Here is a 21,499-nt window from a genome sequence, read left to right as displayed (position 1 = left end):
CGTCTAGTATACCACGCCGGCAAAAAAAGTTGTACCAGGCGGAGGATAATGCCTGCTCGCCGTATAATTTTGGTAATATTATTCCTTATGGAAGGGGGCCGACGGTGCAACTGCTGCGTCTGCGCATCCCCAACATCGACCGGGTCGGTTTGGTCCTCGACATTTCGCAGGTGCTGGCCGCCCGCCATTTCAACATCGTGACGATGGAGGTCGAGCCTAACACCGTTTATCTGGAAACGGAGACGACCAGCCCGGGGGAAAAGGGCTCGGTCATCGAGGCGCTCAAGTCGATCCCCCAGGTCATCGACGCGGTCGAGATCGACCTGATGCCCCACCAGGAGAAGGCCGAGCAGATCAAGGCGGTGCTGGCTTCGGTGGGCGAGGGCATCGTCGCCATAAATCACCACGGCGAGGTTACCCACTACAACCCGGCGGCGGAACAGATCGTCCGCCTGCCTTACCAGGAAGTGATCGGCCGCCCCCTGGCCGAGATTTCCCCCGGCCTGCCCCTGCTTGAGACGTTGCGGACAGGGGCGGTGTATAACAACCGCGAGATCGTTCTGGAGAGGACCAAGAGCCACTATCTGGCCAGCGGCCGCCCCATCCTGGGAGCCCGGGGCAGGATAATCGGCGCGGTGGCCGTGCTCAAGGACATCAGCGATGTACGCGAACTGGTCTATACCGTCACCGGGCAGATGACGTTCACCTTCGACGAGATATTGTATACCAGCGCCGCCATGCAGGAAGTGGTCGCGATTGCGAAGACCATCGCCCGCGGCGATTCCACCGTGCTCATCCGCGGCGAGACGGGCACCGGCAAGGAGCTGTTCGCCCGCGCCATCCATGCCGCCTCCCCGCGGGCGGACAAGGTTTTCGTGCCCCTCAATTGCGCCGCAGTTCCCGATACTTTGCTGGAAAGCGAGCTGTTCGGCTACGAGGAGGGGTCTTTCACCGGCGCGGTCAAGGGCGGCAAGCAGGGCCTGTTCGAGTTTGCCAACAACGGCACTATCTTCCTTGACGAGATCGGCGAGCTTTCCTCCCACCTCCAGGCCAAGCTGCTGCGGGTGCTGCAGGACGGCAAGGTGCGCCGCCTGGGGGGGACGCGGGAAAACACCGTCAATGTGAGGATATTGGCGGCGACCAACCGCCATCTCGAAGATCTGATCGCCAGGGGGGCTTTTCGCGAAGATCTTTATTACCGCCTCAACGTCATCCCCCTTTTCCTGCCGCCCCTCCGGGAACGCCAGGAAGACATCCCCCTGCTCGTGGAGTTTTTTATCAAAAGATTCGCCGCCAAGCTGCAGAAGCCTGTCGAAGCGATCAGCGAGACGGCCCTCGCCAAGCTGGCAGCCTACCACTGGCCGGGCAACATCCGCGAGCTCGAGAACGTGATCGAGCGGGCGGTCAATATCGTGCGCGACAAGATCATTCTCACCGGTCATATCGTCCTCGACCAGTCTCAGACACCTTCGCCGCGGGGCGCAGCCGCTCCCGAACGTCCGCTGGCGGAAACGCTGGACGAGGTGGAGCGGGATGTGCTGCTGCAGGCTCTCAAGCGCTACCGGACTTCGCGGCAGATCGGAGCCGTTCTCGGGCTGTCCCATACCGCGGTCCTGAAAAAGCTTCGTAAACACGGTCTGTCGATAGGGGAAAAAAGCAATGGGAGAGGTTAGTATGCGCCCAACCTACGCCGAGATCGATCTGGCGGCAATCCGCCACAACGTCCGCCAGATACGCGAGGCCGTTGGCCCGGCGGTCAAGCTTATAGCCGTCGTCAAGGCGAACGCGTACGGGCATGGGGCTGTCAAGGTAAGCCGGGCGACGTTGGAGGCCGGCGCCGACTGCCTGGCGGTGGCCCTCGCGGAAGAGGGCGCCGAGCTGAGGGGCGCCGGTCTGGCTGTACCGATCTTTATTCTCGGCCTTACCCTTCCGGAGCAGGCGAAACTGGTCGTCGATTACCACCTGATCGCCACGGTCGCCACCATGGACAGTATCAAGGCTCTTTCCCACGCCGCCCGCGATGCGGGACGCCGCTGCCGCGTCGTGCTGAAGACCGATACGGGCATGGGCCGCATCGGCGTGGCCCCGGTGCAGGTAGAGGAGTTCCGCCAGTACATCCAGGCCAGTCCCGGCGTGGAACTGGTGGGCGTCTTCACCCACCTCGCATCCGCCGACGCGACCGATAAGAGCTACGCCGAGAAACAGCTCGCCGCTTTCCGGTCCGCCGTGGACCGTCTTACCGCCAGAAACAGCCTGACTTACGTCGCGGCCGCCAATAGCGCCGCGACCGTCGATCTGCCGAAAGGCCACTTCAACACCGTCAGGCCGGGCATTATCATCTACGGTCTGCCGCCTTCCCACGAGATGCACAAAACTCTCGATCTCCGCCCCGCAATGCAGCTTAAGACCCGCATCGCCTACATCAAGGAGGTGTCCGCAGGCACCCCGGTGAGCTACGGTTGCACTTACACGACCGACCGTCCCACTTTCCTGGCCACGCTGCCGTTGGGCTACGCCGACGGATATAGCCGCCACCTGTCGAACAAGGCCGCCGTTCTTATCGGAGAAAAGCGCCGGCCGGTGGTAGGCCGGGTGTGCATGGATCAGGTCGTGGTCGACCTGGGCGCGGACGGTGACGCCGCCGTCGGCGACGAGGCGGTGCTGTTCGGCCGCCAGGGTAAGGAAGAGATTACGCTGACCGAGCTCGCCGACCTGGCGGGGACGATCAATTACGAGTTGGCCTGCGCGGTGAGCGCGCGGGTGCCGAGGGTGTATATTAACGAGTAGCGTCCGCCAAAACTTGGCGACAAAAAGAGCGCCCCGCTAACGCGGAGCGCTCTTTTTGATTAGCATTTTTCGATCGGTTTGCCGAGGTACTCGCTGACGATCTTCATGGCGCAGTAGTTGCCGCACATCGAGCACGCCTCGGCGCCGCCGGGGTTGCGTTCGCTGCGGCGGCGGCCCGCTTTGACGGGGTCGATGGCAAGTTCGATCTGTTTTTCCCAGTCGAGGGCTTTGCGGGCCTTGGCCATGGACAGGTCCCATTCCCACGCGCCCTTGACGCCTTTGACGAGGTCGGCGGCGTGGCCGGCGATGCGGGAGGCGATGACTCCTTCGCGCACATCGTCGATGGTCGGCAGGCCAAGATGCTCGGCCGGGGTGACGTAGCAGAGGAAGTCGGCGCCGGCGGCGGCGGCCAGCGTGCCGCCGATGGCGGCGGTGATGTGGTCGTAGCCGGGGGCGACGTCGGTGACGAGCGGGCCGAGAACGTAGAAGGGGGCACCTTTGCAGATCTGCTTCTGCAGCTTGATGTTGGCTTCGATCTGATTGTAGGGGACATGGCCGGGGCCCTCGACGAGCACCTGGACGCCCTTGGCCCACGCCCGGTCGACGAGTTCGCCGAGGGTGAGCAGTTCCTCGATCTGGGCGCGGTCGGTGGCGTCGGCGATGCAGCCGGGCCGCAGGCCGTCGCCAAGGCTGATGGTGACGTCGTAGGCGGCGCAGATGTCCATAAGTTCGTCGTAACGCTCGTAGAGGGGATTTTCCTTGTCGTTGTGGAGCATCCAGCCGGTGATGAAGGAGCCGCCGCGGCTGACGATGTCGGTGACCCGTCCTTGCTGGCGCAGTCTGGCGATGCTGGCCTGGGTGATGCCGCAGTGGATGGTCATGAAGTCGGCGCCGTCCTTGGCGTGCTTTTCGATGGTGTTGAAGAGGTCGTCGGCCGTCATGTCGACGATCGAGCCCCTGCTTTTGATCGCCTCGACGGTGGCCTGGTAGATGGGCACCGTGCCCACCGGGACGGTGGAGTGTTTGATGATCTCCTTGCGGGAAAAGTCGATGTCGTCGCCGGTGCTGAGATCCATAACGGCGTCTGCTCCGGCGTCGATAGCAGCCTGGAGTTTGGCCAGTTCGGGCTCGACGGCGGGGTAGGCGCTTGATGTGCCGATATTGGCGTTGACTTTGGTCTTAAGGCCGAGGCCGAAGCCCCGCGGCTTGAGGCTGGCGTGGTTGATGTTGGCGCATATCGTCACCGTGCCGGCCGCGACCCGTTCGCGGATAGTCTCCGGCGCGAGTCCTTCCTGGGCCGCGACCGCCGCCATCGCCGGGGTAATCTGCCCATTGAGGGCCAACTTCATCTGAGTAGTCATGGCAATCCTCCTGTCAATTTGTACGTGAAAACAAAACAGCCATCTAACGAAAGGTCAGATGGCTGCCAGTTGCCTGGTGAAACCCACTTCCCTACGCTGGTATTAACCAGAAATCAGGTTCCAAGGGTCGGCCTGCGGCCTCTCAGCATTTCGCTCCCCTAGTGGTTCGGTATGCGGTTGCAGTCTTATTTTACCAGATGATCCCCCGGCTCACAAGGTCTTTTTAACGATTTTTTCCGACCTGCTGAGGGGCTCGCTGGTGTCGACGTGGCCGTACAGAGTGTTGACTTTTTTGCCTTCCACCATGATCTGGACCTGTTCGATATCGGCGAATTCCGTCAGGGTGTTGACGATGGCGCCCACTGCCAGCAGTTCGCCGGCCGAGCCGCCGCTGCCGTTCTTGATGAGTTTGTCGTTGAAGTCGACGTAGGCGATATGGTCCTTGACGGTTATGCCTTTGAGTTTGGTCCCTTCCGGCAGAGCCCGGACAAGCGCGGCGTTTTTCGGTTCGCCCAGGAGTTGCTCGATGGCTGTCCGGATGGGGTGGTCGTTTTTCGGGAGGATGCGGGTCTCGGGGACGAGGAACGAGGCGTCTTTGGTGGCAAAGTATACGGTGACGGACATTGTCGCGGGAGCCGGCGGGGATGGATGCTGTTCAGGCGCCTTGACGGGTGCCGGCGGGGCGGTGGCGGCCTGGTCGGGCTGACAGCCCGCCGCGAACAGCACGAGGAGGAGCGCGATCAATAGCGCGATGTATTTGCTGCGTCTAGGCATTATTGTGCACCCCCCTTGGTGGCCGCCTGGGCGAAGAACCTTTCCATGCCCTCGACGATGCCTTCGGCCATCTTAAGTTGGAACTGGGGATTGGCCAGCAGTTTTTCCTCGGCCGGATTGGACAGAAAAGCGAGTTCGACGAGCGCGGCCGGCATGACGGTGCGCTTGATCACGTAGAAGTTCGCCGGCAGGGTCCCTTTATCCTCCAGGCCGCCCGTCTCGATCATCGCTGCCTGGAGATTTCTCGCCAGGAGCGAGTCGTAGCGGGTTTTTTGATAGTAATATGTAGAGGTGCCTTCGGCCCCGCGGTTCAAGGCGGCGTTGGAGTGGATGCTGACGAAGATGTCGGCTTTTTTGACGTTGGCGACGGTTGCCCGCGCCTTGAGTTCGTCGACGGCCGAAGCGTTGGGGCCGAAGACGTCACTGTCGTCCTGATGGGTCAGGATTACTTTGGCGCCCGCTTTGGCGAGGAGCGCCTTGACCTTCAGGGTCACGGCAAGGTTAACGGCCTTTTCCGTGGTTCCCGCAGAGCCGATCGCCCCGGGGTCGCTGCCGCCATGGCCGGGGTCGAGTACGATGAGCTTGTCTTTAAGGCCCGGTGTGAAGCTGAAATTCGCCGGGAGCACAGGCTGGTTGATATCGATGACTACACGGTACGGTTTTTTGTTGGCAGGGTCTTTTTTCAGGGTGAATACCTTGTACTCGCTTTCGTCGACCATCAGCGGCATCTCCACCGTGATGACGGTGTCCTTACCGTCTTCGGATTTCATGGCGATGCTGTCGGCGATCTTACCGCCAAGGTCAATGTCGCAGTCGGTATTACCCGGCACCGCACCCTTGACGTCGACGATCAGCCGCGGCGTGGGGGAGGCGACAACCGTTCCCTTGGCCTGGATAGGGCCGGTCGCGTCGATGACAAGGCGCAGCTTACCGGCGCCGGTGACGGCGTCGATGTGGTTGGCCCAACGGATCTTGGTCAGTTGTTGCCCGCCGGGGACGGTTGAGGCACCGGCGGTTTTGCCGACAACGGCCAGCAGCCTGCTGCCGGGCTTGTAGGCAGCGGAAGACGTAGAGGCTTTGGCCGCGTAGACCGCCGGGGAGAAGGCTATCACGGCACAGATTACCAGGAAACAGAGGGCGCGGCGCAACATAACACCTCCCTGATTGCGACGTGTTATGTTACAGTTCGCCTTTTACAGTCAAATTCCTGCCAGTTTCCTGTCGAATTTTTTATGTTACGCTAGCTGTCAGATTGTAAACGTTTTATTTAAATCTAAAATGGAAAATGAAGAGACGGCAATACCGCCTCTTTGAGGTTGCAGATGGGGCTTTATCAACGGCCGCTGTCCAATAATTTTCGCAACAGGTCTTCGGCCTCTGCCCTGGCCGCGCGGGTCGCTTCACCGTCGAGGCTGAGGGCCAGCGACAAGATGTCGCCTTCCCCGGTTCCTTCCGGGAGGAACGCCCGCGGCCAGATGACGCTTGCTTCGGCGTCGCCGACAAGCAGGACTGCCTTTGTGTCCTCGAATCTGTCCACTACCGCCCTGATCCGCATGTTATCTCTCCTTGGTAATGGTGTAGGTTTTGCCGTCGCTGGCGACCGTGACCGTACCGTCGGTGTCGGTGCGGTATAGTTTCAGCTTTTGATCTCCGTAGCGCTTCAGGATCGACGGGTGGGGGTGATGGTATTCGTTCCCCGCTCCCACGGAGATGACGGCCGCCTCAGGAGCGACAGCCTTCATAAAGGCAGGCGACGACGAGGTACGGCTGCCGTGGTGGCCGCTTTTCAGGACCTGGCTTTTCAGGCCGGCGGCGCCGTATTTCTTGACCATGGCCGCCTCGGCTTCACGCTCGGCGTCGCCGGCAAGCAGCATCGCGAAGTTTCCGTAGATCAGCCGGGCGACGATCGAGTTGTTGTTGAGGCCGGCATCGCCGGCGATGGGCGGCACCGGCGGGTTCAATATTTTGAGGGCGGCGCCGCCGATGTCGACTTCCTGACCGGCGGCAAGCAGCGCGAAGGGAATGTTCTTTTTCCGCACGGTGGTCAGGTATTGACGGTAGAGGGCGCTGGTCGTCGTCTGCCCGCTGTCGTAAACCTGCTTGACGGCGAAATTGTCGAGGATGGCGACGGCGCCGCCGATATGGTCGGCGTGGGGATGGGTGACGATGAAGGTGTCGATGGTTGTGACGCCTTGTTTTTTTATGTAGGCGACGAGCTTGTCCCTGGCGGGCACGTCGCCACTGTCGATCAGGGTGACATGCCGGGGGGTGCGGATCAGGATGGCGTCCCCCTGCCCGACGTCGATGACGTTGACGACCAGGTTGTCCACTTTGGCTCGGTCGGCGGCTGGCGCCCCGCACCCGGCCGCGATGATTAGCGCCAGCGCGAGCGCGGCCAGGGCGAATGCCCGGAGTCTTGAGAGCTGCATTTTATTCCTCCTCGGTTGCTGCGTTGATGGCGGCTGTTCGTGATATGTCGCTTAGTTGTGTAACCCGACGGCAAATTAAAAAAATAGGCACACGCGCGCCTATCCTCAGGTCAAAGCAGAATGAGCCCCAGGCTTATCCTGATGGCCTCGTCCACTTTCGTCATGATTTCTTCGCTCAAATGAGTGATTTTCTCTTTCAAGCGGCGTTTATCGATTGTTCTGAGCTGTTCCAGCAGTATTACCGAATCTTTGTCGAGGTTGAACTGTTTGGCGCTGATCTCAACGTGGGTTGGCAATTTCGCCTTGGAAATCTGGGAGGTGATGGCGGCGACGATCACGGTAGGACTGTATTTATTGCCAACATCGTTCTGAATGACCAGCACGGGCCGGTGTCCACCCTGTTCAGATCCGACCACCGGACTCAGGTTTGCATAATAAATGTCCCCGCGCTTAACGATCATCCTATTCACGCTCCACTAGCAAGGTGGGCATCATCTCGTACACTTCCACGTCGGCGGTGAGGCCTTCTTCGGCCAGGGCCAGGTTGATGACGGCCATTTCCTGATAGCCTTTGCGCATCGAATCCCTGACAGCCTTGCGTTTGCGTTCCTCGATATAGAGGCGCATGGCTTCCCGCACGAACTGGCTCCGACTGAGCTTCTCCATGGCGATAAAGCCGTCGACTTCCTGCAGAAGACTGTTAGGGATGCTTATCATGATACGCTTTAACTCGGCCACACCATCACCCCCGCCTCAGGTTATGCACGTCGATACAACTGTAATATATAATCATTATATGAGTATTGATATACGAATGTCAATGAGGTTGATATACGGCGAAACGGTTTTATGCCTGTCAATCGCTGGATTCCCGCTTGTACTGTATCATGGTTAAGTATGCATTGGCAAGTCGCAAATTATGCCGTTAAGCGCAAATGTTGGCAAACTCGTTCAGCCGCCGTGCAGGGAGGCGATGGCCGCCGGCAGCGCCGGCAGGAGGTCACCGGCCGCCATGCCGGCGAGGCGCGCGCCGGCCGCCAATTCGCCGGCCAGGCCGTGCAGGTAGACGCCGGCAACGGCGGCGTCATGGCTGGTAAGGCCCTGGGCGACGAGGGCGGCGATAACGCCGGTGAGGACGTCGCCGGTGCCGCCGGTGGCGAGAGCGGCGTTGCCGGTGGTGTTGATGAAGGCTTCACCGTCAGGATATGCTATGACTGTGCCCGGTCCCTTGAGCACGACGATGGCGCCGAGGCCGGTGGCCGCGTCCCGGGCCGCCCCGAGACGGTCGGCGTTGATGACCGGCAGGGGGCGTCCGGTCAGGCGGGCGAGTTCGCCCGGATGGGGCGTCAGGACGGCGAGGGCTTCTGTTTCCAGCAGGCTTTCGGTGTGGCCGGCAAGGGCGTTCAGGCCGTCGGCGTCGATGACAAGCGGGCAGCGGACGTTCCGGACGATTTCCCGCACCGCGTCAACGGTTTCGGCGGCACGGCCGAGCCCCGGGCCGATGGCCAGGACGTCGGCGGTTTCGGCGATGGCGGCGATTTCTTCGACCGCCGCCGGCCCGATGATGCCGCATGTTTCCTCCGGCAGCGGCTTGGTCATAACTTCGGTGAGTTTGACTTCCATTATGGCGTTGAGGCCGGCGGCGATGCCCACCGTGACCAGGCCGGCCCCGGCGCGCACCGCCGCCATGGACGCGAGGGCGGCCGCTCCGGTGAGACCCGGCGACCCGGCGACGAGCGCGACCCGGCCGCCGGTGCCTTTGTGGGCCCAGGGACGGCGCGGCGGCAGCAGGCGTCGGACGAGCGTGGCGGTGACGGCGTTCTGACGCATGCCGGCGTCAGCGAGGAGAGCGGCCGGCAGCCCGATATCGACGACCGTTACTGTGCCGGCGTGGGCCGCGCCGGGCTGAAAAAGCAGCCCCGGTTTCGGCAGGCCGAAGGTGACGGTGTGGGCGGCGCTGACGGCCACGCCCCGTACCCGTCCGGTGTCGGCGTCGATGCCGGTGGGGATGTCGACGGCGACGACGGGCTTGCCGGCGGCGTTGATTATTTTGACGACTGCGGCCAGGTCGCCGCTTACTTCGCCGCTGAAGCCTGTGCCGAGCAGGGCGTCGACCAGGCAGTCGGCGAAGGCGGTCGCCAGGGCCGCTTTGTCGCAGTCCCGCTCGCCGGCGATTTCGATCACTTCGGCCCCCATCTTCAGGAGGATGCCGAGGTTGGCGAGGGCGTCACCGCCGACGGCGGTTTTCACCCCCAGCAGGAAGACCTTGACTTTGGCGCCCCGCGCTGCCAGGTGGCGGGCGGCTACGAAGCCGTCGCCGCCGTTGTTGCCTTTACCGCAGAAAATGCATACTTTTTTGTCGGCCGCGCCGCCGAGGATGTCGGCGACCTTGCGGGCCACCTCGCCACCCGCGTTCTCCATCAGGGCGAGACCAGCGAGGCCGTATTCGTTCGCGGCCCGTTCGTCGATCCGGCGCATTTCCGGCGCTGTCGCGATTTTCAACGTTCTCCGCCTCCCCACAGGACGGCCTGGGCGGCCGCGTAGTCGCGGGCGTGGCTAAGCGATACGTGGACAGCCGTTACGCCCAGCTGTTCGGCGAGGTGCGCGAAGTTGCCGTGGAGTTTTACCTCCGGCCGCCCGTTCGGGCCGGACAATATCTCGATGTCCTGCCAGGTTCCCGCCGACAGACCGGTGCCAAACGCTTTCATCACGGCCTCTTTGCCGGCGAAGCGGGCGGCGTAGGAAGCGGGCCGCTGCACGCCCCGCCCGTCGCAGTATTCGCGCTCGGCGGCGGTGAAGACGCGGCGGGCGAAGCCGCCCCGCTCGACAGCCAAGCCGACGCGGTCGATGTCGATGATGTCGATGCCGATACCCACTATCACGCGGGCCACCTCGTTTCGGAGTAAGTTCGAAGTAAGTATGGTCTATTATTCCGTTTCCGGCGGGTCATTCCCTGCCGCCATGGGTAATTTTCCCTGTTGGCCGGTCGGTATGTTTCACATTTTTGTCACATCTGCGCCATATTTTTGCCAAACTGGTTTTTTATAATAAAAGCAAATAAACCTCAAGGAGGAACAGCCATGAAAAAGACAATCGCCTATGTAACCCTCGCAGCCATGGTTCTGGTGGTGGCCGCCTCGCTGGTCGCCAGCGCCGCCCCCGCGCAGACCCCGCCTTTCGGCCAGCAGCGCCAGGCGATCACCCTTACCGACGACCAGAAGAAGGAACTCGCCCCGCTGTATGACCAACTGTTCGAGACCAGGAAAGCGATCATGCAGAAGTACGTTGACTTCGGCTATATGACCCAGGAACAGGCCGATCAGCGGATCGCCTGGATGAAGGATCGGATGAGCCAGGGGTATGGCCCCGGCATGATGGGCAGGGGCTTCGGCAGAGGCCATTGGGGCAGAGGCCCCGGATCCGGCCCAGGGAACGGCCAGGGCTTCGGTCCCGGGAACGGCCCCTGCTGGCAGCAGCCGACTCCCAACCAATAGCGTTTGAAGAAAAGGCCCTTGCGTCAGCAAGGGCCTTTTCTTATACGAAATATTCCACTTTGGCCGCAGGGAAGTTTGCGGCCACTTGCTCGTAGATATAGTCGCCGATGGCCCGCATTGTTTCGGTGTCATAGATGTATTTGCCGTAGCCGAACTGACCGTATTTGTACTTGCGTTCTTCTTCGTCCAGCGGCAGGCTGGTCTCGGGAAAGACGGCGGCGATGTTGGCTTTGGCCCGTTTGGTGAAGCGGTGGGTGATGAGTTCGAAGGTGAGGTCTTGGGCGGCCGACGCGGGCAGGGCCGCGGCCAGGCTCCGGAAGAGGTCGCCGTAGTCTTCCCGCCAGGCGGGGTAGTGGAAGATAGGGGCGATGATGAAGCCCAGCGGGTATCCCGCTCCGGCCACCCGCGCCGCCGCCGCAATCCTTTCCGTCAGACCGGGGGTGCGGTGCTCGTATTTGCTTATTATGGGCGCGGCGTTGAGGCTGAAGCGGAAGCGGGTGTGCCCGTTGTGCGCGGCGTCCAGGAGCGGCGCCACGTCGTCGTGCTTGGTGACGAAGCGGAAGCGGCCCAGGGGCTGGCGCCCGAAAAACTCAATCGTGGTCCGCAAGAGGCCGGTCAGGTATTCGGTGGGGATGGGGTCGGAGGTCGCCGCGCCTTCGAAGACGGTTATTTGCGGGGCGCGGGCCGCCATGTAGGCGCCGGCTTTCGCCAGGATATCCTCGATGTTTACGTAAACCCTGAGATAGGGGCGTCGTCCCAGGGTGGTGGCAAGGTAGCAGTATTCGCACATTCCGGGGCAGCTGGTGTTGAGCGGCAGCTGATAGTTGGCGGACGGCTTGCAGGTGGCGAAGTCGGCGCTCTTTCTCACCCCGACCACCAGGGTCCGCTTGGCCTCGCGATAAGCCTCCCCCGCGGTTTTCCCCGGCAGCCCGGTCACCCGGTTGTGCGAACCGGTGAGCTGGACCGGCACTTTCATCGCCCGCAGACTGTCGTAGAGCTTTCGCCCCAGGGGATATTCCATGGCGGCCGGTTCGAAATAGGCCCTGGCGGGAACAAATCTTTGCATACATCAACCTCCCGCGCGTTTTGTCGCTGATAGTATCCCCGCGGCAAAGGGAAATTTTCCGCCAGCACTGGCGAAAGCGGCGCCCGGACAGTAGAATATATATAAATACCCTTATTGGAGGCTGGCTGCATGTTTCCCCTCCGCGACAACATTCCTTCCCGTTCCCGGCCGCTGGTGACGGTCGCGCTCATCGTCGCCAATTTTTATTTTTTCTATCAGGAGCTGATCCTCGGTGAAGCGGCCCTGGGCGGCTTCATCAAGACCTGGGGGCTTGTGCCGGCGGATTTTATCGCCCGGTTTGCCCGCGAGCCTTTCCAGTATGCCACTTACCTGCCGCTGGTCAGCAATCTCTTTCTCCACGGCGGGTGGATGCACATTCTGGGCAATATGTGGTATTTATGGATTTTCGGCGATAATATCGAGGATTGCCTGGGGAAAATCCGTTTTTTCCTGTTCTATGTCCTGTGCGGCGTGATCGCGAACGCCGCCCAGATTATCGTCGATCCCGGCTCCACCATCCCCACCATCGGCGCCAGCGGCGCGATTTCCGGCGTGCTGGGCGGTTATCTGATGCTTTTCCCGCGGGCCCGCATCGCCACGCTCATACCCCTTTTCCCGATCTTCCCCATTCTCCAGATCCCGGCCCTGCTTTTCCTGCCGCTGTGGTTCTTCATCCAGCTCCAGCAAGGCGCCCTGGCCCTGTTTACGGCCGGCGCGGGTATTGCCTGGTGGGCTCATATCGGCGGCTTCGCAGCCGGTTTCCTGTTGGTCAGAATCTTCAAGGCGTAGTATAAACGGGCGGCTTCCCGGCCAACCTATCTGCATAACGGCAAAGGAGTTGTCGCTGTGTTGCAGAAACTGTCGCCCTGGCTGGCGGCCGGGCTTACCACCGGGCTCGTCGTCATCGCGGGGCTGTGGCTTACGGCAGCCATTTTTTTCAATACTTTCATCATCGGCCAGCGCGTCGCCCCGGATCAGAAGATGGTCGCGACGCTTATCGAGACCGGCCTCAATAATCCCGAAGTCCAGGCCGCGGTCAAGCAGCAGGTCATGCTTTACCTCCGGTCTCCCGAGGGCAAGGCCCGTCTGGCCGAGATGATAAAGTCGCCGGAGATGGTCAAGGCCCTGGCGGAGAATATCCAGTCCCCCGAGATGCGCGTCGCCATTCTGAAGCTGATGGAAGTGCCCGAGTTCCGCGCCGCCGTTCTCGATATCGTCAAGGATACCCCGGAGATGAAAACACTTACCATCCTGTCCTCGTCGATCGTCTGGGACCCCCAGCCGGCCGCGCCGGCGGCGGAACCGTATTATTAACGCAAAAAGAGCCGTAACAACGGCTCTTTTTATGTTTGGACTTTTTAGACAACCGGGCTTATTTCTCGCATTCGAAGGGCCAGGCGTTGATGCCGCCTTCCATCACCTGCACGTTTTTAAATTCTTCGCCTTCGAGGATGAGGGCGGCTTCGTAGCCCCGCAGGCTGATCTTGCAAAAGGCGACAATCTCGTCGTCTTTGTTCAGTTCGGCCAGGCGGCTGCGGAGCTGTCCCAGCGGGATGTACTTGACACTCGGGCAGACCAGCCGCCCCTGCTGCTTGCATTCGTCAGGGGTGCGGACGTCGAGGAATACCGTTTTGCCGGCGTCGATTTTCCCTTTGGCGGTCAGCGAGGAGATGCCTTTGAGCCTGCCGGCCAGCTTGTTGAGGACGGCCAGCGCGGCGACCGCTACGTTGTCGATCGGCGAGTTGTAGGGCGGCGCGTAGGCTACGTCAATGTCGAACAGGTCGTTGACGGTTCCGCCGAGGGTGATGGCGGTGGCGACGATGTCGATGCGTTTGGCCACTTCGCCTTCGCCGATAGCCTGGGCGCCGAGGATTCGTCCGGATTTGGCCTCGACGATGAGCTTGACGGTGATGATCTTGGCCCCGGGCATGTAATGGGGACGGTCGTGGCCGCCGACCATGGCGGTGACGTAATCGTAGCCGAGGCGTTTGGCGTCCCGCTCGGTGAGACCCGTTTTGCCGACGTTCATGTCCATAACCTTGACGACTACCGTGCCGAGGACGCCGCGGAATTTCTCGTCGCCGCCGCCAAGGTTGTCGCCGATGATGCGGCCGTGCTTGTTGGCCGTAGAGCCCATCGGGGTGAAAATCTTTTCGCCGGAAATAATGTGGGTGTTTTCGACGCAGTCGCCGCCGGCGTAGATGTCGGGGTCGCTGGTGAGAAGGTTTTCGTTGACCGCGATCGCTCCGGTCGGGCCGATGGCGAGGCCGGCGCTTTTGGCCAGCTCGACGTTCGGCCTGACGCCAATGGAGAGGATGACGAGGTCGGCCGGGATGGTGCGCTTGTCGGTGACTACGGCTTCAACCGCCCCGTCGCCGGTGAATTTTTCGACCTTCTCGCCGGTCAGAATTGTCAGGCCCTGTTGTCGGGCGTATTTGGCCACCGAGCCGGCGATTTCCTCGTCGAGGAACGCGGGGAACATCTGGTTCTGCATTTCGACGACGGTGACGTTGACCTCCCACAGTTTGAGGGCTTCAGCCATTTCCAGCCCCACAAGGCCGGCGCCGATGATGACGGCGTTCGTGAATTTGCCCCGTTCGAGCCCCGCCCGCACCGCTTTGGCGTCGTCGGGGTGCCACAGTTGGTGTACGTTGGCCAGTTCGATGCCCGGCAGCGGCGGTTTGACCGGCACGGCGCCGGTGGCGATGACGAGTTTGTCGTAGGGAAGTTTTCGCTCCTCGCCGCTGGTCAGGTCTTTGACCGTCACTTCTTTGGCGGCCCTGTCGATGCCGGTGGCCAATGTCTCGGTCAACACGTCGATGTCCTTCACGTTCTTGAAAAAGGCCTGATTGCGCAAGGCGCCGGCGGGAGTGGTCATCAACTGGTTGATGTCCTGGACGTCGCCGGCCACGTAATACGGTAGGCCGCAGGCCCCGTAGGAGATCATCTTGCCTTTCTCGACCACCGTTATCCGCGCGGCCGGATCGACGCGCCGCGCTTTGGCCGCAGCTTTAAGCCCTGCGGCGACGCCGCCGATAATCACGATATTCATAAACAAACCCCCTTGTACCGCTGGACTTCATTTTCGATTGTATGTTGCCCGCTTGTTTAAAGTCAATGAATCACTCGGAATTAGCGTATTGACTTTTTTATTCCGGCATCAGGGAAAGCTTATAGGTCAGCCAGCAGGCAGACCTCCACAACGCTGCCGGCGGCGAGCGGCGGGCTGCCGGCCGGGATGACGATCATCGCGTTGGCGGTTACCGCCGATTTGAGCATGCCGTTGCCCTGCAGCGGCAACGGTTCGACCGTCAGGCCGCCGTTCACCGGCCGGCAGGCGGCCCAGACGAACCGCGTCGCACCCGACGGTTTCGTGAAGGGAGCGGTCAGCAGCGCTTTGGCCCGCGGCCGCCACCACTCGCGCCTGCCGCCCATTTTGAGCAGCACCGGGCGGACAATCTGTTCGAACGCCACGCTGGCCGCGGCGGGGTTGCCGGACAATCCGATGTAAAGTTTGCCTGCCTTAAGGCCTGCCAGCACCGGCATTCCCGGTTTTATTCCCACCCGGTCGAACAGGACGTCGATCCCCATTTCCCGGTATACGTCGGCGACCAGGTCGTAGTCGCCGGCGGAGACCCCGCCGGTGGTCACGATCAGGTCACAGTCGGCAGCGTCCGACAACCGGGTTATTATCGCCGCAATTTCGTCGCGGGCGATGCCGAACAGGACCGGTTCCGCGCCGGCGTCGCGCACCTGGGCGGCCAGCATGTAGCTGTTGGAGTTGCGGATTGCGCCTGGCTTAAGCGGCGCTTCGATGTCGGCGACCTCGCTGCCGGTGGCCAGCAGGGCAACCCGCGGCTGTTTATATACCCGCGGGCGCGCCACGCCGAGAAGGGCGAGCAGCCCCATGACGCCGGCGTTCACGACCGTGCCGGCCGTGATGACTTTTTCGCCGGCGGCGATTTCCTCGCCACGCCGGCAAAGGTTGTTGTCCACGCCGGCGCCGGCGAAGACTGTCGCCCGGCCTTCCTCTTCACGGACGTCCTCCCGCCGCACCACGCCGGTGGCGCCCTCAGGCACCGGCGCCCCGGTCATTATTTTGGCGGCTGTGCCCGGCCGCACCGCGACCCGCGGTACATTGCCGGCCGGAATGTCGTCCACGACCTCAAGCACTACCGGCTGCTGCGGGGAAGCTTCGGCGACGTCGGCGGCGATGAGCGCATAGCCGTCGAGCGGCGATCTGTCAAAAGGCGGAAAATCGGTGTCGGCGACGATTTCGCCGGCCAGCACCCGCCGCCAGCAGTCCGCGAGCGCCACCTCTTCGGCGGCGAGGGGCTGAACTGTTTTGAGAAGTTTATCCTGAGCCATATCCAGGGAAACGGCCACAAATCCCACCTCCAGTCACTTAACCTGTTCGTAGTTTTCCCGGTCGGCGCGGAGAAAAGCGGCGATCACCTTGAGCACCTGGCGGTAGAAGGCCGGTATGCCGTTTTTTTCCGCTTCGTCGGCGAGTTCGTCGACCCAGTCGAGATGTTCCCGCCAAAAAACCGCCTGGCGCTCCGCCGCTTCGTTTTCAAGCAGAAAGACGGCAAACTCCAGCTCCAGCCCCAGATGGTCGGGCGTGGCGCTGAAAGCGGGCGGCAACTCGAGGCCGTAGCTTTCGTACAGCGCCTTCATGTGAAGGGCTGCGTCGCTCATCAGATAGCCTTTTTCTTTGGCGAACGGCACCTGGGCGCTAGAGTCGCTGGTCCATTGCCGATATATGGATTCAACCGGCACCACCCGCGTTTCCGGCGGAAAGACGAAGCTTTGATTATAGGCCAGCGCCAGGGCCTCGCGGCCGCCGGCCAGCTTCGGCCAATCGCTGTAGGCCAGGAGGGGCACCGGATATTCGAGGGCTGCGAAGGCCTCGTGAAGATATTTGACCATCGCCGGCAACTCGCCGACAGTGTCGTCGGTGGGCTCTTGCAACAACTCCGCCAAAATCGCCAGAACGCCTTTTCTGTATGCTGTTTTTTCCATCCTGCCACTCCTTCTGCTTAAACCTTCATTACCATCTTTCGCCACCCGCCCCCTGTCATCCTGCCTTTCCTCCCGGACGCCGGACGATTCCCCGCGCCGCTGATAACGTCGCCATAACCAAGTTATTATATCCAGAATCGGGCAAATGGCAAAAGAGAGTTCAGCTATTGCCGAACTCTCTTTGCGCAGGGCGTCGCCGGATCTATCCGCCCGGTTCTGGCGGTATTCTCTTACCAGTAGCGGCATGCCATGAGGGACGCATTTAAGTGTCTGCTGTGCCTGCCGGCCGCTCTTGTCACTTCTCCCTCTATCTTCCAGTTGTCGCCGAGATATCCTTGGGCGCTTATTCCCAGAACGAAATATTCCCTGTCCTGCTCGCCGCCGCTGATGGTCAGTTTTTCACCCGGGTTGCCGCTATAGGCGACCGTCATTTCCGGATTACTGCCGCCAAACACTTTTTCGTAGCCGATTTTCAGCGCATACCGTCCTTTCGGCAGCTGTCTCCCTATTTCCAGACCGAATTGTCCCGTGCTGTAGGTGTTTTTCAGGCCGTCGGCCTGCTGGCTGTAGATTCCCGCCCCGCTTTCGCCGTAGCTGTCCTGGATGTACCTTGTGACATTAAAGCTTACATACGGGCTTATATCCCAATCTTTTTCCTTCGCATACGACAGGTTGTATTTCGCTTCCGCACCGAAGGCGAGCGTCCGGCTGCCATAGCTGCTGGTTGCCTGCAAGCCGAGTTGTCTCAGGTAGCGCGTCGCGCTGTTGGTCTGGTGTCCGTAATCCAAACAGGTGCTGATATTAACCGCACCTTTGTCGTAGCCGGCGTAAACCCCTACGCGATAGTCCTTGCTCCCGGTTCTCGCTATGTCCGAGCTTGTGTCGTTGTTGCCGAACGCCACGAGCATTCCGGTTCGCCAGTGGTTGCCCGCCTGCCTGTCCCGGCCCAATATGAGGCCGAAGCTCTGATTCTTTATGCCGGGGCTGTCGTTTTGAGCGTCGATCTCGCCCCAGTTCCTGGTCAGTTTCAGCCACCAGCTGTCATTGTCGTCGAGTTCCAGCGGTATGACCGCCCGGGCTTCGAAGTCGCCCTCCGCAAAGCCGGAGATTTTGAAGGAAACGGTCGTGTCCTGCCGGTGTTTGACGTAGTTCATCCTCGCTGCGACCGCGCTGCCTACCGTCACGCTCTGCTGCGTGAAGCCGGCCTGGTTGAGCTGCGCACCTCCGTATATTTCCGTCAGGGCCTGCTTGGCTTCAGCCGCGCTCAGGCTATACAGGGGGTCCAGTTGACGCTGCGCTGCCTGCCCGGCCAGCCGGTCGTACATGGCTTCCATCCGCCGATATACCTGCAGTTGGCTGGCATTGGGGGTTGCGAGGTTATTTTCTCTCGTAAGCAAAAGCCGTGCGCTGGTTCCGTCGTGGCTGCCCCCGGCGCTCAGCATGCCCGTGAAGGCCGCGGCGGTAAAGCTCCCGGTGATGCTGCCGGCCGTCAAAATCTCGTACGAGGCGCCCGGGCGGTATACACTGCCCGCTACCGGTGCGAACGCCGTACCGTCGATGCCGGCCGAGCCCAGCACGGTTATTTTGCCGTTGGCGCTGCCCGTTGCGGCGACGGCGATTTTTCCCGTGCTCGCGAAATTCCCCTCCACCGTAAGCGTTCCGGGATTGCCGTAGCTGCCGGCCTGCACGGTTGACCGGTTATACAGGTTTCCTTTTATGATGCCCGAGCCGGCGATTGTTCCTGTTTCGACGCTGAAAGCGTCCCCGGCCACCCGGCCGTCGATCTGCAGCGTTCCGCCGGCGGCGACGCTGCTGCCCTGATAGGTGTTGTCGCCGGTGAGGGCGAGCGTCCCCCGCCCCCGTTTCAGCAATCCTACCGGCAGGCCTTGCAGGCCGTTCGCCGCGACTCTGGCGTTGTATTCGTCGATATAGTCCTGTCCCTGGTGGAAGCCGTAAAAATTGTCGCCTTGTATGTAGTACGCGTAGATCCGGCGGAGGTCTTCGTACGCGCTGTCGGAGGCGAGCAAGCCGGCGCGCGTTTCGCCGATATCGTTGCTCCATATGCTGTCATAGCCCTGCGTGTCAACCGCATAGAGCGCCTGTGCCCTGCCGTACTCCGCGGCGGGGCTGTAGCTGCTCCCGTCCATGCGGCGCGCGTTCAGCAGCCCCGGGCCGCGGACCGCGGCGCCGGCATTGAGCAGGCCCTGACCGAAGATCATTTCCCGCGGGACATTATCGTAGATTTTTATCGTCGCGGCGACGAACTGGTCAGCCGTGGCAAAGCCGTACCAGGCGCGCAGTTGCTGCTCGTTTTCGCTATAATACTGCCGTAGGTGCTGCGTTATCGTCGCGGCGTCCGGCTTGCTTCCGAAATAGAACAGATTGATATTGCGGCGGTCTCTCCCGGAGCCCGGATCAGACGGATCGGCATAATCCTCCTGGACGGTGACCGTATAGCCGGGCAGAGTGAAGGTCTTGTCCGCCGTCGATAAGACAGTGTCGACGATCTGCCTGCCGCCCATATAGGGGAACGCCTGCTGCACCAGTCCCGCCGTGCCGGCGACGTAGGGCGCGGCCATAGAGGTGCCTGACATGGTGATGTACGAATCATTGGCTGCATAGGTCGAATTGATTCGAAGGCCCGGCGCGGCGACACTGTTTTCTTCCCCATATTTGACAAGGTCGCTGAAAATACCGACGAAGCTGCTTCCCGCGGTTTTGGTCGCGGTATCGAATTTCGCCGGATCGACCAGCATGACGTTGATAAAATTGCCGGCAGTCTGCGGCTTCAGGTAAGCGAGCATGCTTTCGCCGCCGGGGGTCGTGTGACCGTTGTTGCCTGCGGCAAAAACCAAAACCTTGTCGTAATCGGTTATGCTGTTCTCCAGCGTGGGCAGCGGCTTGTCGGTTTTTTGGGCAAAGAGCGCCAAAACCGCCGCCTTGCCGCCGCCGATCTCGTCGATGTAATAATCGGTTCCCCAACTGTTGTTGATGATTTTCACACCGCTGTTGCGATTAAAGGCGGCGTATGAGAGCCGAATATCGAAAGGGCTCCCGAACGGGTCGCCGGATAGCAAATCGGCGTCGAAAGCCACCCCGTGCATGCCGACGTTGTTTCTGGCCGCGGCCATGATGCCGCCGACGTGCGTGCCGTGACTGTTTCTCGTCCAATCGAAGCCCGCCGGCACGAGCAGGACGGTCGAGGAATTCAACTTACCCGCGAACTCGGGATGGCTGAGTTTTACATAATCGTCACAGATCCCCAGGACAACCCCTCGACCGGTATAACCGAGGGCGTAAGCGTCCGCGGCGTTGATCAGGTTCAGACCGGTGCTGGCGTAGTATTCCGCTGTTTTGAACTGGTCGGCGGTTGAGCATTCGGCGGGGCGGCCCGAACTTAGCGACAGTATGATTATAAACAGTAAAATCAAATATTTGAATATCCGTCTGATTCTCCCCACCTCCGGTTTGTTGAAGAAAAGCCGATGCCTTGCAGCGACAAGCGCCCCTCCTTTTCAGACAATTCCAAGTATATTATCATGGCCGGCTCACGTCAATCGTACGTATCGGCGGGTATCGCGGGCCACCGGCTGCGCACCGTCTGGAGAAACGCCCCGAGGGAGGGAGAAAGCCATTTATCTTTGTGGTACAGCAGTTGCACTGTGTAGTCGGGGATGGGCCCGCCCCAGCGGATGGCTCGTATCCGTCCCTCGGACAGTTCTTTTTCCACCGTGAAGCGGGGCAGCATTGAGATCCCCAGCCCGAGCATGATAAGTTGTTTTATTGTTTCGATACTGCTGGCCTCAAGGGTGGATTGGGGGGTCGCCCGCGAGTCCTTGAAGATTTTCTCCATCGTCAGCCGGTAACTGCAGCCAGTCTCGGTGAGGATTACGCATGCTCGGGCCAGGTCATCCGGTCCCGCCGTTTCCTGCCGCGCCAGTGGATGGTCAGGGGCTGCCAGGAACAGCATTTGTTCCTGGCAAATCGTTTCTGCGACAAGGTCGTCTTCCCTAACCTTGTTATTGATGATCACGCCCACATCAATCTTGCCTTTGCGGAGGTCATCGAAAATTACGTCGCAATTTACAAATTTCAGGATCAGTTCCACTTTCGGATAAGCCGCCCGGTATTCTTTAAGTACCGCCGGCAGCCGGTAGGCGCCTAACGATTCGTTGGTGCCGATGGTCAACGCGCCTTGGGGAATAGCGGGATCATCCACGACTTTCGCCGCCTCGGCAGTTAGCTTGATTACTTGTTCCGCGTACGGGAGCAGCGTTTTTCCCTGGGCAGTCAGTATCACCCGATGTCCCAGGCGTTCAAACAGCCTTACTCCCAGTTCGCTTTCCAGCGTCTGAACATGGTTCGTTATGGTGGATTGAGCGTAACCCAGCGCATCGGCCGCTTGCACAAAACTGCCCAATTGGGCGATAGCCGCAAAGGTTTTCAGTTGGCGGAATTCCATCGATCGATTTCTCCAGTTCAAAAATTTCGAACGTCATATTCCGATTATTCAATTTTATCATCAACTGCTTATATGATACGATGAATTACAGAAAAATTCCATAT

General features: G+C 60.9%; 20 protein-coding genes and 1 riboswitch. Of the genes, 5 read left to right on the top strand and 15 right to left on the bottom strand.

All coding sequences use genetic code 11. The features are described from left to right. Nucleotides 1-113 precede the first annotated feature (113 nt). Both Q4T40_02080 and alr read left to right on the top strand, forming a co-directional pair. Entirely contained in the window at nt 114-1,673 is a 1,560-nt protein-coding gene (locus tag Q4T40_02080) for a sigma 54-interacting transcriptional regulator (GenBank protein MDT8900023.1), read from the top strand. A 1-nt stretch (nt 1,674) separates the two neighbouring features. After that, nucleotides 1,675-2,787, top strand: a complete 1,113-nt coding sequence (alr, locus tag Q4T40_02075; GenBank protein ID MDT8900022.1) for an alanine racemase — start codon at nt 1,675-1,677, stop codon at nt 2,785-2,787. Between the two features lie 59 nt (nt 2,788-2,846). Here the strand turns inward: alr and thiC are convergent, their stop codons facing one another. The 9 genes from thiC to acpS all read right to left on the bottom strand — a co-directional run bounded on the left by thiC (nt 2,847) and on the right by acpS (nt 10,233). Continuing rightward, the gene (gene thiC / locus Q4T40_02070; GenBank protein MDT8900021.1) at nt 2,847-4,148 is read right to left on the bottom strand and encodes a phosphomethylpyrimidine synthase ThiC; all 1,302 of its coding nucleotides are present in this window, start codon (nt 4,146-4,148) and stop codon (nt 2,847-2,849) included. 71 nt (nt 4,149-4,219) lie between these two features. Further along, nucleotides 4,220-4,318, bottom strand: a riboswitch (TPP riboswitch). A 40-nt stretch (nt 4,319-4,358) separates the two neighbouring features. Then, on the bottom strand, nt 4,359-4,922 hold the full coding sequence (locus Q4T40_02065) for a GerMN domain-containing protein (protein MDT8900020.1): 564 nt from the start codon (nt 4,920-4,922) through the stop codon (nt 4,359-4,361). After that, the gene (locus Q4T40_02060; GenBank protein ID MDT8900019.1) at nt 4,922-6,073 is read right to left on the bottom strand and encodes an N-acetylmuramoyl-L-alanine amidase; all 1,152 of its coding nucleotides are present in this window, start codon (nt 6,071-6,073) and stop codon (nt 4,922-4,924) included. The genes Q4T40_02065 and Q4T40_02060 overlap by 1 nt, the downstream gene beginning before the upstream one ends. A 182-nt stretch (nt 6,074-6,255) precedes the next feature. Next, a complete protein-coding gene (locus tag Q4T40_02055; GenBank protein MDT8900018.1) occupies nt 6,256-6,477 on the bottom strand; it encodes a DUF3006 domain-containing protein in 222 nt (73 codons plus the stop codon). Nucleotide 6,478: 1 nt separating this feature from the next. Beyond that, a complete protein-coding gene (locus Q4T40_02050; protein ID MDT8900017.1) occupies nt 6,479-7,351 on the bottom strand; it encodes a ComEC/Rec2 family competence protein in 873 nt (290 codons plus the stop codon). A 110-nt stretch (nt 7,352-7,461) separates the two neighbouring features. Continuing rightward, nucleotides 7,462-7,812, bottom strand: a complete 351-nt coding sequence (locus tag Q4T40_02045; GenBank protein ID MDT8900016.1) for a type II toxin-antitoxin system PemK/MazF family toxin — start codon at nt 7,810-7,812, stop codon at nt 7,462-7,464. Nucleotide 7,813: 1 nt separating this feature from the next. Further along, nucleotides 7,814-8,089 carry a ribbon-helix-helix protein, CopG family gene (locus Q4T40_02040; GenBank protein ID MDT8900015.1) on the bottom strand — a complete coding sequence of 92 codons (276 nt, stop codon included), beginning with the start codon at nt 8,087-8,089 and terminating at the stop codon, nt 7,814-7,816. 213 nt (nt 8,090-8,302) lie between these two features. Next, complete coding sequence (locus tag Q4T40_02035; protein MDT8900014.1) at nt 8,303-9,853, bottom strand: NAD(P)H-hydrate dehydratase; 1,551 nt, start codon at nt 9,851-9,853, stop codon at nt 8,303-8,305. Further along, nucleotides 9,850-10,233, bottom strand: coding sequence for a holo-ACP synthase (gene acpS, locus Q4T40_02030; GenBank protein MDT8900013.1), 384 nt, complete (start codon nt 10,231-10,233; stop codon nt 9,850-9,852). The genes Q4T40_02035 and acpS overlap by 4 nt, the downstream gene beginning before the upstream one ends. Before the next feature lie 198 nt (nt 10,234-10,431). Here acpS and Q4T40_02025 point away from each other — a divergent pair, with 198 nt between their 5' ends. After that, entirely contained in the window at nt 10,432-10,845 is a 414-nt protein-coding gene (locus tag Q4T40_02025; protein ID MDT8900012.1) for a YckD family protein, read from the top strand. A gap of 40 nt (nt 10,846-10,885) precedes the next feature. Here the strand turns inward: Q4T40_02025 and splB are convergent, their stop codons facing one another. After that, the gene (splB, locus tag Q4T40_02020; protein ID MDT8900011.1) at nt 10,886-11,911 is read right to left on the bottom strand and encodes a spore photoproduct lyase; all 1,026 of its coding nucleotides are present in this window, start codon (nt 11,909-11,911) and stop codon (nt 10,886-10,888) included. A 129-nt stretch (nt 11,912-12,040) separates the two neighbouring features. Here splB and Q4T40_02015 point away from each other — a divergent pair, with 129 nt between their 5' ends. After that, a complete protein-coding gene (locus Q4T40_02015) occupies nt 12,041-12,700 on the top strand; it encodes a rhomboid family intramembrane serine protease (protein ID MDT8900010.1) in 660 nt (219 codons plus the stop codon). A gap of 57 nt (nt 12,701-12,757) precedes the next feature. Beyond that, nucleotides 12,758-13,225, top strand: coding sequence for a GerD family protein (locus tag Q4T40_02010; protein ID MDT8900009.1), 468 nt, complete (start codon nt 12,758-12,760; stop codon nt 13,223-13,225). 58 nt (nt 13,226-13,283) lie between these two features. Here the strand turns inward: Q4T40_02010 and Q4T40_02005 are convergent, their stop codons facing one another. The 5 genes from Q4T40_02005 to Q4T40_01985 form a co-directional block, all read right to left on the bottom strand. Further along, complete coding sequence (locus tag Q4T40_02005) at nt 13,284-14,963, bottom strand: FAD-dependent oxidoreductase (protein ID MDT8900008.1); 1,680 nt, start codon at nt 14,961-14,963, stop codon at nt 13,284-13,286. A gap of 119 nt (nt 14,964-15,082) precedes the next feature. Continuing rightward, complete coding sequence (locus tag Q4T40_02000; GenBank protein ID MDT8900007.1) at nt 15,083-16,297, bottom strand: molybdopterin molybdotransferase MoeA; 1,215 nt, start codon at nt 16,295-16,297, stop codon at nt 15,083-15,085. Between the two features lie 15 nt (nt 16,298-16,312). Further along, nucleotides 16,313-16,933: a molecular chaperone TorD family protein gene (locus tag Q4T40_01995; protein MDT8900006.1), complete on the bottom strand. Its 621-nt coding sequence runs from the start codon at nt 16,931-16,933 to the stop codon at nt 16,313-16,315. Nucleotides 16,934-17,163: 230 nt separating this feature from the next. Next, nucleotides 17,164-20,364, bottom strand: coding sequence for a S8 family serine peptidase (locus Q4T40_01990; protein MDT8900005.1), 3,201 nt, complete (start codon nt 20,362-20,364; stop codon nt 17,164-17,166). A gap of 122 nt (nt 20,365-20,486) precedes the next feature. Then, a complete protein-coding gene (locus tag Q4T40_01985) occupies nt 20,487-21,395 on the bottom strand; it encodes a LysR family transcriptional regulator (GenBank protein ID MDT8900004.1) in 909 nt (302 codons plus the stop codon). Nucleotides 21,396-21,499 lie beyond the last annotated feature (104 nt).

The organism is Selenomonadales bacterium 4137-cl, assembly GCA_032334055.1.
In the GTDB taxonomy this organism is placed as follows: Bacteria; Bacillota; Negativicutes; order Sporomusales; family UBA7701; genus Anaeroselena; species Anaeroselena agilis.
This window is presented reverse-complemented; position numbering and strand designations above follow the sequence as displayed.

What these genes read in the sequence shown, in the direction of transcription:
- alr (MDT8900022.1), top strand. Translation starts at nt 1,675, where the DNA reads ATGCGCCCAACCTACGCCGAGATCGATCTGGCGGCAATCCGCCACAAC.
- thiC (MDT8900021.1), bottom strand. Translation starts at nt 4,148, where the DNA reads ATGACTACTCAGATGAAGTTGGCCCTCAATGGGCAGATTACCCCGGCG.
- Q4T40_02065 (MDT8900020.1), bottom strand. Translation starts at nt 4,922, where the DNA reads ATGCCTAGACGCAGCAAATACATCGCGCTATTGATCGCGCTCCTCCTC.
- Q4T40_02060 (MDT8900019.1), bottom strand. Translation starts at nt 6,073, where the DNA reads ATGTTGCGCCGCGCCCTCTGTTTCCTGGTAATCTGTGCCGTGATAGCC.
- Q4T40_02055 (MDT8900018.1), bottom strand. Translation starts at nt 6,477, where the DNA reads ATGCGGATCAGGGCGGTAGTGGACAGATTCGAGGACACAAAGGCAGTC.
- Q4T40_02050 (MDT8900017.1), bottom strand. Translation starts at nt 7,351, where the DNA reads ATGCAGCTCTCAAGACTCCGGGCATTCGCCCTGGCCGCGCTCGCGCTG.
- Q4T40_02045 (MDT8900016.1), bottom strand. Translation starts at nt 7,812, where the DNA reads ATGATCGTTAAGCGCGGGGACATTTATTATGCAAACCTGAGTCCGGTG.
- Q4T40_02025 (MDT8900012.1), top strand. Translation starts at nt 10,432, where the DNA reads ATGAAAAAGACAATCGCCTATGTAACCCTCGCAGCCATGGTTCTGGTG.
- splB (MDT8900011.1), bottom strand. Translation starts at nt 11,911, where the DNA reads ATGCAAAGATTTGTTCCCGCCAGGGCCTATTTCGAACCGGCCGCCATG.
- Q4T40_02015 (MDT8900010.1), top strand. Translation starts at nt 12,041, where the DNA reads ATGTTTCCCCTCCGCGACAACATTCCTTCCCGTTCCCGGCCGCTGGTG.
- Q4T40_02005 (MDT8900008.1), bottom strand. Translation starts at nt 14,963, where the DNA reads ATGAATATCGTGATTATCGGCGGCGTCGCCGCAGGGCTTAAAGCTGCG.
- Q4T40_01995 (MDT8900006.1), bottom strand. Translation starts at nt 16,933, where the DNA reads ATGGAAAAAACAGCATACAGAAAAGGCGTTCTGGCGATTTTGGCGGAG.
- Q4T40_01985 (MDT8900004.1), bottom strand. Translation starts at nt 21,395, where the DNA reads ATGGAATTCCGCCAACTGAAAACCTTTGCGGCTATCGCCCAATTGGGC.